Source organism: Pseudomonas sp. AP42 (assembly GCF_001728935.1).
In the GTDB taxonomy this organism is placed as follows: Bacteria; Pseudomonadota; Gammaproteobacteria; order Pseudomonadales; family Pseudomonadaceae; genus Aquipseudomonas; species Aquipseudomonas lactis.
In genome coordinates, this window is record NZ_LYSO01000152.1 from 1 (window position 1) to 12746 (window position 12746).

The window sequence follows — 12746 nt, forward strand, 5'->3', positions numbered from 1 at the left end:
GGGGCGGCTAAACCGGCATCCCTGCCGGTTTACCCCCCAAATCCCTGTCGAATTCCGGCCAGCGTGGTTTGACGGGGCGCTTGAGATCAAAAGCAGATCAAGAGCGGCTCGCTTCGCATCGTGGAGTGGGGGGCGGGCGCGGTTAATTGTGGGGGGCGTTTCGGCAGGTGAGTTGGATTTGTCCCACAGGGTCTGTAGGACGGGTCTGGCAATTGGGCTTTTGCCTTGTAACCTTGCCTACAGCTACGCCAGAATCCGCCGGCTTGTGCGTCTGGATGGGCGTCTCTAAGGTTTGCCGGTCGCTGAATGTTCAGTGATCGGGTTTAGTAGCCCGTGGTGAGACGTACGGCAAATCGTCGATCAGGATCTTCCTGGATTCGATGGTGGCTGTACGGAGGGCGCTTTCGAGCGCGCCGGTTGCGTCTCCCCGGTCTACTAACCTGCGTACAGCTGCCACCCTCCGTTTAGTAGCGGGCTGGTTGCGGCTCCCCAACCCGGAGACGATCCATGGCTAACCTCTATACCGTGTCACCCAACCTCCCCACCGAAACCCTCGTGCTCAACAGCTACGAAACCTTCTCTTCCGTGCGCACGCTCTTACTCAACTTGTCCAACGACCTCACTGGCGAACACCGCGACGTAGCGCTGGCCATCCACCAGTTAAGCGAACTGGGCGTCATGCTGGTCAGCCAGATGATGGACCGCGAAGCCCCGCTGACCTGAGGCTGAAATGCATTCAATGTGGGAGCTGGCTTGCCTGCGATGGCATCACCTCGGTGTACCAGGCAGACCGAGTCGGCTGCATCGCAGGCAAGCCAGCTCCCACATTGACCGAGTTGTTTGAGGGGGGCTGTTTACACCCCTTGGCTACGCAACCAACTCATCAACTGCGGCAACGGAAACGCTCCACTCTGGCGCGCCACTTCGCGGCCGTTCTTGAACAGGATCAAACTGGGAATCGAACGAATCCCCAACTGCGCCGACAGCTGCTGGTTAGCCTCACTGTCCAGTTTTGCCAGCCGGCAATTGCCTTCAAGCTGCTCGGCGGCCTGTTCGAATACCGGCGCAAACGACTTGCACGGCCCGCACCAGTCGGCCCACACATCGACCAAAAGCGGCAGGTCGCCCTTGATCTGGCTGGCATAGTCGCCCTGTTTCAAATCAAAGGGTTTGTTCAGCAACACCGGCTGCTTGCAACGCCCGCACTTGGGCGCGTCACCCAGGCGTTCGCCGGGGATGCGGTTGAGGCCGTTGCAATGTGGGCAGGGGATTACAAGAGATTCGGACATCGGAGGCTCCTTGTGGGCGGCTATGGGTTTCGGGACTTACGACGAACAACTAATCTCCAAATGCTTACCCCAGTCCGGCGGCCGTTGCGCGTACTGCTCCATCCCTGCTTGCTCCTCAAACGGCTTGGTCAGCACTTCATGCAGCCTTCGCACTTCGCTGTAGTCGCCGGATTCGGCGGCGGTGATGGCGTTTTGGGCCAGGTAGTTGCGCAGGATATACAGCGGGTTGACCGCGTGCATGCGCTCACGGCGCTGTTCCTGGGTGTAATCCCCGTCCCGCGCAACGCGGGCCTTGTATTGTTCGGCCCAGGCGTCGAACCCGGCCAGGTCGACAAAGTCATCACGTAGCCGCGTCACGGCCAGCGCCGCGGATTCATCGCCCAGGCGTCGGAAGAACAATGTGTAGTCCACGCCGCTGTTCTGCATCAGCTTGAGCAAGCGCTCCACCAACTTCTGGTCGTCGTCTTCAGCGGTGGTCAGGCCCAGGCGGCGGCGCATCAGGTCCAGGTAGTGCGCCTGGTACAGCGGCAGGTACAGGCCCAGGGTTTCCTTCAGCGCGTCAACGCTGATGAACGGCGTGAGCGCCTGGGCCAAGGCGCTGAGGTTCCACTGCCCGATAGGCACCTGGTTGCTGAAGGAGTAGCGGCCTTCATGGTCGGAATGGTTGCAGATGAAGTGCGCATCAAAATCATCGAGAAACGCGAAGGGCCCGAAGTCGAAGGTAATGCCCAGGATCGACATGTTGTCGGTGTTCATCACACCGTGGCAAAAACCATAGGCCTGCCACTTGGCGATCATTTCGGCGTTGCGCTCGACGATTTCGCGGAACATTGCCAGGTAAGGTTCGGGCTGCTCGCGGCACTCGGGGTAGTGCAGGTTCAGCACGTGTTCGGCCAGTTCGGCCTGCTGCTCGGGTTTCTTGGTGTAGTAGAAGTATTCGAAGTGCCCGAAGCGGATGTGGCTGTGGGCCAGGCGCAAAACCATGGCGCCGCGTTCCTGTTTCTCCCGCCATACCGGCGTGCTGGAGCCGATTACGCACAGGGCACGGCTGGTGGGGATGCCCAGCGCATGCAGGGCTTCTGAGGCGAGGAATTCACGGATCGAAGAACGTAACACCGCGCGCCCGTCGCCCATGCGCGAGTAAGGCGTCATCCCGGCGCCCTTGAGGTGCAAATCCCAATGCTCGCTGGCCTCGTTATAGACCTCGCCCAACAGCAACCCGCGGCCATCGCCCAGTTGCGGGGTATAGCCGCCGAATTGATGCCCGGAATACACCATCGCCCGTGGTTCTGCCTCGGCCCACAGCTTGTGGCCGCCGAACAGCTCGGCAAATACCGGCGTTTGGGCCACGGCCGGGTCGAGGTCGAGCAGGGCCATGGCGGCCTTGCTCGCGACGACCAGGCGCGGCTCGTCGAGGGGCTCGGGCAATACGTGGGTCGAGAATGCGTCGCCCAGGCGTGCGAAGCGGTTGTCGAAGGTCAGTTCGTCGAGGGCTTTCACCGGCCATCTCCAGCAGAATGTCCGAGCATTCTGCTGGGGATAGGGCGTTTAGTCGAGTTTGCTGGGTGGCGGCTCCGGCGCATCCACCACTTTGCCTGCAGGAGGCTCGGGGGCGTCGGGCTTGTCGAGGGGCTCGGCAATGGTCTTGCGCTCGTCTTCGGCCGGCACCAATTTGTATTCCTGGCCGTGAAGGTTCTTCAGGTAGATCTCCATCTGCCGGAACGAGATGTTGATGTGCTGTTTCTTGAACTCACGATTGATGTAGCGGTTGACCTCGTCCAACACCGGGTTACGGTCGCCCAGATCGCGAACATGCATGCGCAGTTCGTGGTCGAGGGTGCTTTCGCCGAAGTTGAGGAAGTACACGTGGGGTTCCGGCTCTTTGAGTACCCGTGGGTTTTCTCGCGCCGCCTTGAGTAGCAATTCCTTCACCAGGTCCAGGTCGGAGCCGTAGTCCACGCCCAGTTTCAGGGTGACGCGGGTGATGGTGTCGGTCAGCGACCAGTTGATCAGTTGCCCGGTGATGAAGGTCTTGTTGGGGACGATGATGTCCTTGTTGTCGAAGTCGGTGATGGTGGTGGCGCGAATGCGGATCTTGCTCACCGTACCCGACAGGTTGCCGATGGTGATGGTGTCGCCAATGCGCACCGGGCGTTCGAACAAAATCATGATGCCGGAGATGAAGTTGGCGAAAATCTCCTGCATGCCGAAACCCAGGCCCACCGACAGCGCGGCAACCAGCCATTGCAGTTTGTCCCAGCTCACGCCGAGGGTGGAGAGCGTGGTGACAAAGCCCACGCCGGCAATGATGTAGGACAGCAAGGTGGTGGTGGCGTAGGCGCTGCCTTGGGCCAGGTCGAGCTTGGACAGCACCAGGACTTCCAGCAGGCCGGGCAGGTTGCGCGCCAGGGCAAAGGTGATACCGATGATGATCGACGCGCCCAGCAGGTCGCCGATGCTGATGGGCACCATGCTGATATTCGTACCCGTGCCGCTGGTGTATTCGTACAGGGTGACATTATCCAGGTACGAAAATACCGAGATCAGGTCTGACCATACCCAGTACAACGCCGCGATAAAGCCGCCGAGCAAGGCCAGGCGGATCAGGCGCATGGACTGTTCGTTGACCTGCTCGATGTCCAGGGTCGGCTCTTCGATCACCGCTTCGCCGTCACCGGCCTCCTTGGCGGCCTGGCGTTTGGCCAGGGCGCGGGCATAGGCCAGGCGCCGTGCGGCAACACCCAGGCCGCGCACGAAGGTGGCCTCGATCACCAGCCAGAACATCAGCAGGTACAGGGTGTTGATCAGCCGGTCGCTGAGCTTCAGCGCGGTGTAGTAATAGCCAAAGCACACGGCAATAAACAGCGCGATGGGCAGGGCGGTGAACACCACCCCGATCGCTTTGCGAAACAGCGAGGCCTTTTCGTGGGTTGGGCTGTTCAGCAGCAGGCGGCCCAGCAGCCAGGCCATCAGCCCGTAGCAGGTCAGTACCACGGCGATGCCCAGCACGTCGTCAGCCAGTGCCGCCGGTTGGTGTTCGGCAATCGCGACCACGGCCACCAACGCCAGTACCACCAGGCCAAGTTTGCGTATCCAGCCTTGGAGGAATTCGACCTGGGGCCTTTCCCAGCGAAAGTGCAGCTCCGCCACGCCGCCCGGCGCGAGGATGCGGTAGGCGGTGTAGAACACCAGCCAGGCCTGGGCGATCTGCAGCAAGGCCGCGCCCAGGTTGGCGTTTTGCCCGCGGGCGTCGATCTGCAACGCATAGCCGCACAGCGCCAGGCCCAGGGCCACGGGCATCGCCAGCAGGATGTTGATCAGGATGGCCTGCGGCGTATGCCACTGGCTGTCGCGCTTGAAGTGGCCGATGTCCTGGTGAACCTTTTTCAGGCGCACATACAGCGCATTGCGCCGCCACAACAGCGCGCCGATCAGCAACAGCAACGGCAGGAACAGCAGCGGGCGTTGGGTCAGGCCGTCATACAACTCGCTGACGCTGGACGCCCAGGGCAGGGTGGTGACCTGCTTGCTCAGGTGCGCCGGTACGGTTTCCAGCCATTCGGTGTCCAGCGGCTTGTTGCTGGGGATCCAGAACATTTGCTCGTCGAGCGTGGCGCGCAGGGTGCTGGCGGTGCTGAGCAGTTGTTTCTGGTTCAGTTGCAGGGTGATGGATTCGTTGAGCAGTGCGCTCAGTTCGCGGCTCAGGCGTTCCAGCAGGTCGCTGCGGGTGATCGCCACTTCCAGCAGGGTGCGGCGCAGTTGCGGGGTGACTTCATCTGGCGGCTGGTTGGCCAGCAGGTTGTCCACATAGGCGCTGGGGGAGGTGATCAGCTCTCGCTGTTGGTTGACCTCGAACTGGTACAGGCGAATGTTGGCGATGTCGTCGGCCAGGTCTTTGTCCACGGTGAGACGCGGCAGGGCCTGCTTTTGTTTATAGAGAATCTTGGACAGCAGCAGGCTGCCCTTGAGCACGTTGATCTGCTCGTCCAGGGCCGAATCGCTTTGGGTCACGGTGTCCAGTTGCTGCTTGGTCTGCAGGTTTTTCTGGGTCAGGTCGTTGAGGCGGTCGGTGCTTTTGAGCAGGTAGTCGGACAGCTTGAGATTGTCTGCGCTTTCCTTGGCCAGGATGCTACTGCCGCCGGCTTTCTGCGCTTCGATGGACTGTTGGGTCACCGTCTGCTGGGACTGGGCCAGGCGTTTCTGGTTGATCAGGGTTTGCAGGTCCTGGATTTCTTGCTCCAGGCGGGCGGTTTTTTCCTGGATCAGGTCGTGCTGGCTGTTGCCCAGGTCTTGCAGCTGGCTGTTGCCGGCCAATTCCTGGCGGCGCAGGGGAATCAAGGCATTCAGGGCCGCCAGTTCGGCGTTGAGCTGGTTGCGCTGGTCGCTGCTGAGGGGCTTGCCGTTGTCTTTGCCGAGCTTGAGCGTCGCGTTGATTTGCTGGATGCGCGTCTGGCTGCTGCTGATTTCGGTCTGGGCGCGCTCGGGGCGGGTCTGGGCGGCGATGGTCAGGCTGTTGGCGTCGGCCAGTTCTTTTTGCAGGTCGCCTTGCTGGGTGCTGCGTTGCACCAATAACTGCTCAAGCTGCGGCACCGGCAGGCTGGCGTAGCGCTGGGCCACCGGGATGATTTTGGTGGCCTTGAGGCGCGCCAGCTCACGCTGGTTCTCATTGGTCTGGCGCGGGGCCTCTTCCAGTTGGCGCTTGAGGTCGGCCAGGCGCTGCTCGTAGTCCTGCTGATTGCCCAGGTAGGTCAGGGTCTGTTGCAGGGTCGCCTGCAGCGCCTTCATGTCGGCGTCAGGCAGCTTGCGGTCGGGCAGTTTATCCAGGCTTTGCTGGACGGCTTCGGCGCTGGGCGGGTCGGCGGCGTATACGCTGCCAACACAAAGGGTCAGGCCCAGCAGGGCAGTGGCGAGAAAAGTACGCAGGGTTGGCATAGAGACCGGTCTTGCAAAGTGAAGAATCGGGGCGTCGTTGTCCCGCAGTTTAGAGGAAGAGTCCGGGGCCCGGGCGACTTCCTTCGGGGAATCTGACGCCGACTTTGCCAATCTTGTTCCCGTCCATGACGGCGACGGTCCAGATAGTGTTGTTCCATTCCACCTGGTCGCCGACTACCGGTGCACCGCCAACCTTTTGGGTAATGAAGCGGCTCAATGGCATGTCCGGGTCGATACCCTCAAGCTTGAGCCCGTACAAGGCCGAAACCGCGCCCAGCTGGGCGTCGCCTTCGAGTACGAAGTCGCCGAAGAAGCGCAAATCGAGGCCCCGTTGCGGCGCCTGGCTGAACAGTTTGCCCAGGGCCGGCAGGTTGTGTTCGTGGCCGATCACACAGAGCAAATCGCCGACTTCCAGCACTGTACTACCCGACGGATGGAGCAGTTGCTGGCCACGAAACAGCGCCGCGATGCGCGTGCCTTCGGGCATTTTCAGCTCGCGCAGGGCCGCGCCGATGCACCATTTTTCTGCGCCCAGGCGGTAGACGAACAGCTCCCACTCGCTGGTAACGTGCACTTCCAGGGCCGCTCGGGAGATCGGCGCCGGGTCTGGCGGTACGGTGACTTTGAGCAGCTTGGCCACCCACGGCAGGCTGGTGCCCTGCACCAACAGCGAGACCAGCACGATAAAGAACGCCAGGTTGAAGTACAGCTGTGCATGGGGCAGGCCGGCCATCAGCGGAAACACCGCGAGGATGATCGGTACCGCGCCGCGCAGGCCGACCCAGGCGATAAAGGCTTTTTCGCGGCCGTGGAACGCCTTGAATGGCAGCAGGCCAACCATCACCGACAGTGGCCGCGCAAACAGGATCATCCACAGTGCCAGGCCCAGGGCGGGCACGGCGATGGGCAGCAGGTCATGGGGCGTGACCAGCAGGCCCAGCACCAAGAACATACCGATCTGCGCCAGCCAGGCCATGCCGTCGAGCATATGCAAAATGCCATGGCGGCTGCGCACCGGGCGGTTGCCGATCACCAGCCCGCACAGGTACACGGCGAGGAAGCCGCTGCCGTGCAGGGCGTTGGTCAGGGCGAATACGAACAGGCCGCCGGCGATCACCAGGATCGGGTACAGGCCGTTGGCCAGGTTGATGCGGTTGACCAGTTGCAACATCAACCAACCGCCGCCCAGGCCTACCAGGCCGCCGATGCCGAATTCACGGATCAGGTGCGTGAGCAGGCTCCAGTGCAGGCCGGTCTGGCCGCTGGCGAGCATGTCGATCAAGGTGACAGTAAGGAACACCGCCATCGGATCGTTACTGCCCGATTCGATTTCCAGGCTGGCGCTGACCCGCTCGTTGAGGCCCTTGCCGCCCAGCAACGAGAACACCGCCGCAGCGTCCGTGGAGCCGACGATGGCGCCGATCAGCAAGCCTTGAATGATGTTGAGGTTAAACAGCCAGGCCGCGGCCATGCCCGTGAGGCCGGTGGTAATCAACACCCCCACCGTGGCCAGGGACAAGGCCGGCCACAGCGCCACGCGGAAACTCGCCACCCGGGTGCGCAGGCCGCCGTCGAGCAGGATCACGGCGAGGGCGAGGTTGCCCACCAGGTAGGCGGTGGGGTAGTTATCGAAAATGATGCCGCCGCCATCGACCCCGGCGGTCATGCCCACGGCCAGGATAATCACCAGGATGGGGATGCCCAGGCGTGAAGAAAGCGAACTCACCAGAATGCTCGCAGTCACCAGCAACGCGCCGATCAAGAACAGGCTGTTGATGGTCGTCGCATTCAAAGGCAGTACTCCAGGGCAGGGGGGGCAGGACGCAAACTGACCATGCAGTCTGCGTGCCAGGGATTCTAACCTGTTGAATTGCTGCGCTGTCAAAAAGCTTTTTCTGATTCGTGCACAGGCAAATGTGCGAGGGGGCTGCCTCTGTAGGAGCGAGCTTGCTCGCGAAAAACTCCCAGGCGCCACGTTCATTCAGCAAGCGCGCGTTATCGTTGGCGTTTTTCGCGAGCAAGCTCGCTCCTACAAGGGTGGGGCGGTTTTTAGGGCTAGAGGCGGAAGCGGCCGACCATCCCATTCAAGTCCACCGCCAAGCGCGACAACTCACCGCTCGCGGCACTGGTCTGGCTGGCGCCCGTGGCCGATTGCACCGACAGGTCACGGATGTTCACCAGGTTGCGGTCCACTTCCCGCGCCACTTGGGCCTGTTCTTCCGCCGCGCTGGCGATCACCAGGTTGCGCTCGTTGATCTCCACAATCGCCGTGTTGATGGTGTCCAGCGACAGGCCCGCGCCGCGGGCGATGTTGAGTGTCGACTCGGCGCGCTCGGTGCTGTTGCGCATCGAGTCCACCGCGTGTTCGGTGCCTGTCTGGATGCTGCCGATCATGCGCTCGATTTCGCTGGTGGACTGCTGGGTGCGATGGGCCAACGCCCGCACTTCATCGGCCACCACGGCGAAACCACGCCCGGCTTCCCCGGCTCGGGCGGCTTCGATCGCGGCATTGAGGGCCAGCAGGTTGGTCTGGTCGGCCAGGCCACGGATCACGTCCAGCACTTTGCCGATATCCCGCGACTCATTAGCCAGGTCGCCAATCAGGGAGGCGGTGGCTTGCACGTCGGTACTCATGCGTTCGATGGCGCTGACGGTTTCTTGCACCAGGTCGCGGCCGTCACCGGCAGACGTGGTGGCGTTGCGCGAGGCTTCGGAAGTGCTCACCGCATTGCGTGCGACTTCTTCCACCGCGCTGGTCATCTCGTTGACGGCAGTGGCGGCCTGTTCGATTTCGTTGTTCTGCTGGGTCAGGCCACGGGCGCTTTCGTCGGTGACTGCATTGAGCTCTTCAGCGGCAGACGCCAGCTGGGTGGCGGAGCCGGCGATGCGTTGCAGGGTGTCGCGCAGTTTGTGCTGCATCTTGGCCATGGCCGCGAGCAGGCGCCCGGCTTCGTCGTTGCCGTCCACGGTGATCGGGCGCGTCAGGTTGCCTTCGGCCACTTCTTCGGCGGCTTCCAGCGCCTGGGCGATGGGCAGGGTGATGCTGCGGGTCAGTAACCAGGCGAACAGCAAGGTCAGCGCCGTGGCAACCACCAGCAGGCCTACCACCAGGTCAAAGGCCATGTCGTATTGGTCTTTGGCGCGCTGGTTGGTGGCGTTGGCGTCGTTGTTATTGATGTCCAGCAAGCGGGTCAACACGGCGTTGACCTGCTCGGAGTTCTCCAGCAACTCGGTGTTGAGCAGGGTGCGCAGCTCGTTGACCTGATTGGCGCGAGACAGGCTCTTCATGCGCTCTTCAATCTGACGGTACTGGCCCAACAGGCGCACGTACTCGTTGTAGGCGTTGCGCTCTTCGGTGCTGGAGATCAGTTTTTCATAGATACCTTGGGCTGTACGAATCTGCTGATTGCGCAGTTCAAAGGCTTCCAGGGTCTTTTGCTGTACGTCCGGCTCGCGGTTGGTCAGCAAGCGGTACGACAGCACGCGCAGGCGCAGGGTCAGTTGAGTGAATTCATCCAGGGCGCGAATGCTGGGCACGCTGGCCGAGGTGATGTCCTCGGTGGCTGCACGAATTTTGCTCATCTGGTTCAGGGCGAACACACCGAGCAACAACATCAAGGCGCCAATAAACGCGAAGCCGAGGAAGGCCCTCGGGGCGATATTCATATTACGAAGAGACATGCTGGAGTCCTGGGGGAGGCGCTATCCATGCGGCCATGAGACGAGGTGTGCCCGCCTTATCGGCCCTGCGACTAAAGTCTTAAGGGGGCGCGCGCTTTTGTCGCATCGGACCAGGGGTTGGGTGAGTTCAGGAACCAGATCGGGTAAATGCAGTCACTAAGGCTCGAAAGTGCGGCCCGGCCTTGCAACATCGGGCTGCGCGGCCAGGGATAACCCTGGCATCCGAGGTGAATTTTCTTTATCGTCACCGCCCTTTTTAAACGCCCGAGAAATCAAAATGTTAGAAGCATCCCTCAGCCAATTGGAACAACTGGTCAGCGACCTCGTACAGCAGAATCAAGAGCTGCTGGGCAGCAACGAATCCCTCAAGGCCGAGCTGGCTCGCGCCAAGGACGAAAACGAAAGCCTGCAACTGAACCTGATGGAACAGGAAGAAAAGCACGGCGCCACCGCCGCCCGCATCCAGGCGCTGGTTGAGCGTGTGAGTGCAGGGCCTGTCAGCGCATGAGTGAGGGCATAAAGGTCGTTTCGATTCTCGGAGAGGATTACTCGATCAAGGCACCGGCCGGCGAAGATCAGACCCTGATGCATGCCGTGACCATGCTCAAGGCCTCCCTGGCCGTTACCAAGAAAAAGTACCCGACCCTGATCGGTGACAAGCTATTGGTATTGGCCGCGCTGAACCTGTGCGCCGAGCAGATTGAAATGCAACAGGCGCACCAGCAGGAACTCGACCGTTACCAAGAGCAAGTCAGCGCCACGGTCGATGTGATTTCCAAGGTGATCGGTCAGCCTTAGAACCACTCGTCTTGCATGCCCAGGCACGTATCGTCGCGTGCCTCCAGAATCGCCAGTTCATGATGGCAGCTCGGTACTTCCCAGGTCAGGAAGTACCGGGCGGCCTGGAGCTTGCCCTTATAAAAGGCCGCATCGGCCGTGTCACCCCTGGCCAGCCCTTCTTCGGCGCGGATCGCCTGTTCCAGCCAGCGCCAGCCAATCACCGTGTGCCCGAACACTTTCAAGTACAGCGCCGAGTTCGCCAGGCTGCTGTTGACCTTGCCTTGGGCGAGATCGGTGAGTAGGCCAATCGTCACGCTTTGCAGCCGGTTTACCAGTTGCTCCAGGGGCTCTCGTAGTGCCGTGAGTGAAGGGTGCTTTTGCGCCCGGGCCCCGGTTTCGGCGATCAGGCGAATCAGTTGCTTCAAGCCGGCACCACCGTTCTGCGCCAATTTGCGCCCGAGCAGGTCCAGGGACTGGATGCCGTGGGTGCCCTCATGGATGGGGTTCAGGCGGTTGTCGCGGTAGTACTGTTCCACCGGGTATTCGCGGGTGTAGCCGTGGCCGCCAAGAATCTGGATCGCCAGCTCGTTGGCCTTGAGGCAGAACTCCGACGGCCAGGATTTGACGATGGGGGTGAGCAGGTCGAGCAGTTCGTGGGCGTGCTTGCGCTCGGTGTCGGTGGCCAGGGTGGTGGTGTCGTCGAACAGCCGGGCTGCGTAGAGGCCCAGGTCAAAGGCGCCTTCTACATAGGCTTTCTGGGTCAGCAACATGCGCTTGATGTCCGCGTGCTGGATGATCGCCACCGGTGCGGTGCTCGGGTCTTTGCTATCAGGCAGGCGCCCCTGGGGCCGTTCGCGGGCGTAGTCCAGAGAGTAAAGGTAGCCGGCGTAACCGAGCATTACCGCGCCCATACCCACGCCGATGCGTGCCTCGTTCATCATCTGGAACATGCAGCTCAAGCCCTGGTGCGGTTTGCCCACCAGGTAGCCGACACAGTTGCCGTTATCGCCGAAGTTTAGTGCTGTGGACGTGGTGCCGCGCCAGCCCATCTTGTGGAACAGCCCCGCCAGCAGCACATCGTTGCGAGCGCCCAGGCTGCCGTCATCGTTGACCAGGAACTTGGGCACGATAAACAGCGAAATGCCCTTCACCCCCGCAGGTGCATCCGGCAACTTGGCCAGCACCATGTGCACGATGTTTTCCGACAGCGAATGGTCGCCACCGGAGATAAAGATCTTGTTGCCCTTGAGCCGATAACTGCCGTCAGCCGCTGGTTCTGCACGGGTCCGAATGTCCGACAGGGAAGAACCGGCATGGGGCTCGGTCAGGGCCATGGTGCCGAAGAAGCGCCCGTCGATCATTGGCTGCAGGAAGCGTTGTTTCTGCTCCTCGGTGCCAAAGCTCTCAATGAGGTTGGCGGCGCCCATGGTCAGGAACGGGTAGGACGTCGAGGCGGCGTTGGCCGATTGGAAGTGCGCGAAGCAGGCCTGGGACAATAGCGTCGGCAGTTGCATGCCACCTGCTTCAAAGCTGCGGGCTGCGTTGAGGAAGCCGGCTTCAAGGAAGGCGTCCACGGCCGGCTTGACCTCCGGAATCAGGATCGCCTGGCCGTTCTCATAGCGAGGTTCGTTTTCGTCGTTCTTGCGGTTGTGCGGGGCGAAGTATTTTTCTGCGATGGTGCGCGCCGTGCTGATGGCGGCATCGAAGGTTTCGCGGTTGTGCTCGGCAAACCGCTCACGCTGGGTCAGGCCCTCGGCATCGAGGACTTCATACAGCTCGAAAGCCAGATTGCGGGAACTGAGCAGCGTCTCGGACATGGCGGCGTACCTTTGAAGGAATTGGCCTGAGTCTAAGTGCGCGAATGGAGGGTGGATAGCAAGATTGATTTAAGTGATAGAAGGGCAGAACGCTGGCGCAAGGTGGAGCGCGATCAGTGTGGGAGCTGGCTTGCCTGCGATGGGTATAGGTCTCTACACAACTTTGTGGGTTGTAACAGCAGACGGTAACCACGATGCGAAGCGAGCCGCTCTTGATCTTGATCTGCTTTTGATCTCAGGCGCCCCG

9 protein-coding genes and 1 pseudogene are annotated in these 12746 nt (G+C 61.5%); 3 read left to right on the forward strand and 7 right to left on the reverse strand.

Annotation, left to right across the window (positions count from 1 at the left end; translation table 11 throughout):
• Positions 1–507: 507 nt before the first annotated feature.
• Positions 508–723 (forward strand): DUF6124 family protein, encoded by a 216-nt coding sequence (locus A7K61_RS28555; RefSeq protein WP_047712416.1) that lies wholly within the window; start codon positions 508–510, stop codon positions 721–723.
• A 131-nt stretch (positions 724–854) separates the two neighbouring features.
• On the opposite strand, the gene trxC is transcribed toward A7K61_RS28555, so the two are convergent.
• From trxC to A7K61_RS34340, 6 genes and pseudogenes are all read right to left on the reverse strand, one after another.
• Complete coding sequence (trxC, locus tag A7K61_RS28560; protein WP_069558858.1) at positions 855–1289, reverse strand: thioredoxin TrxC; 435 nt, start codon at positions 1287–1289, stop codon at positions 855–857.
• A gap of 36 nt (positions 1290–1325) precedes the next feature.
• Positions 1326–2789 (reverse strand): protein adenylyltransferase SelO, encoded by a 1464-nt coding sequence (selO, locus tag A7K61_RS28565; RefSeq protein WP_069558859.1) that lies wholly within the window; start codon positions 2787–2789, stop codon positions 1326–1328.
• 48 nt (positions 2790–2837) lie between these two features.
• Positions 2838–6221: a mechanosensitive channel MscK gene (gene mscK / locus A7K61_RS28570; protein ID WP_044270841.1), complete on the reverse strand. Its 3384-nt coding sequence runs from the start codon at positions 6219–6221 to the stop codon at positions 2838–2840.
• A gap of 49 nt (positions 6222–6270) precedes the next feature.
• Positions 6271–8013, reverse strand: coding sequence for a potassium/proton antiporter (locus A7K61_RS28575; RefSeq protein WP_003187967.1), 1743 nt, complete (start codon positions 8011–8013; stop codon positions 6271–6273).
• Between the two features lie 263 nt (positions 8014–8276).
• Positions 8277–9149 carry a methyl-accepting chemotaxis protein gene (locus A7K61_RS34335; RefSeq protein WP_370694794.1) on the reverse strand — a complete coding sequence of 291 codons (873 nt, stop codon included), beginning with the start codon at positions 9147–9149 and terminating at the stop codon, positions 8277–8279.
• Positions 9132–9902, reverse strand: a pseudogene (locus A7K61_RS34340) (MCP four helix bundle domain-containing protein); the annotation flags it as partial. The pseudogene A7K61_RS34340 and the gene A7K61_RS34335, both read right to left, overlap by 18 nt.
• Before the next feature lie 277 nt (positions 9903–10179).
• Between A7K61_RS34340 and A7K61_RS28585 the strand changes: the two are divergent.
• Together A7K61_RS28585 and A7K61_RS28590 are read left to right on the forward strand one after the other, a co-directional pair.
• Positions 10180–10410: a hypothetical protein gene (locus A7K61_RS28585; RefSeq protein ID WP_044270846.1), complete on the forward strand. Its 231-nt coding sequence runs from the start codon at positions 10180–10182 to the stop codon at positions 10408–10410.
• The gene (locus tag A7K61_RS28590; protein ID WP_003187971.1) at positions 10407–10700 is read left to right on the forward strand and encodes a cell division protein ZapA; all 294 of its coding nucleotides are present in this window, start codon (positions 10407–10409) and stop codon (positions 10698–10700) included. Before A7K61_RS28585 ends, A7K61_RS28590 begins: the two co-directional genes overlap by 4 nt.
• Here A7K61_RS28590 and A7K61_RS28595 read toward each other — a convergent pair.
• On the reverse strand, positions 10697–12499 hold the full coding sequence (locus A7K61_RS28595; protein ID WP_069558860.1) for an acyl-CoA dehydrogenase: 1803 nt from the start codon (positions 12497–12499) through the stop codon (positions 10697–10699). The two genes, A7K61_RS28590 and A7K61_RS28595, sit on opposite strands and share 4 nt — an antisense overlap.
• Positions 12500–12746 lie beyond the last annotated feature (247 nt).

Excerpts from the sequence above, each read along its gene's own strand:
- A7K61_RS34335 (WP_370694794.1), bottom strand. The coding sequence starts at position 9,149 with ATGGCCAAGATGCAGCACAAACTGCGCGACACCCTGCAACGCATCGCC.
- A7K61_RS28595 (WP_069558860.1), bottom strand. The coding sequence starts at position 12,499 with ATGTCCGAGACGCTGCTCAGTTCCCGCAATCTGGCTTTCGAGCTGTAT.
- mscK (WP_044270841.1), bottom strand. The coding sequence starts at position 6,221 with ATGCCAACCCTGCGTACTTTTCTCGCCACTGCCCTGCTGGGCCTGACC.
- A7K61_RS28590 (WP_003187971.1), top strand. The coding sequence starts at position 10,407 with ATGAGTGAGGGCATAAAGGTCGTTTCGATTCTCGGAGAGGATTACTCG.
- trxC (WP_069558858.1), bottom strand. The coding sequence starts at position 1,289 with ATGTCCGAATCTCTTGTAATCCCCTGCCCACATTGCAACGGCCTCAAC.
- A7K61_RS28555 (WP_047712416.1), top strand. The coding sequence starts at position 508 with ATGGCTAACCTCTATACCGTGTCACCCAACCTCCCCACCGAAACCCTC.
- A7K61_RS28585 (WP_044270846.1), top strand. The coding sequence starts at position 10,180 with ATGTTAGAAGCATCCCTCAGCCAATTGGAACAACTGGTCAGCGACCTC.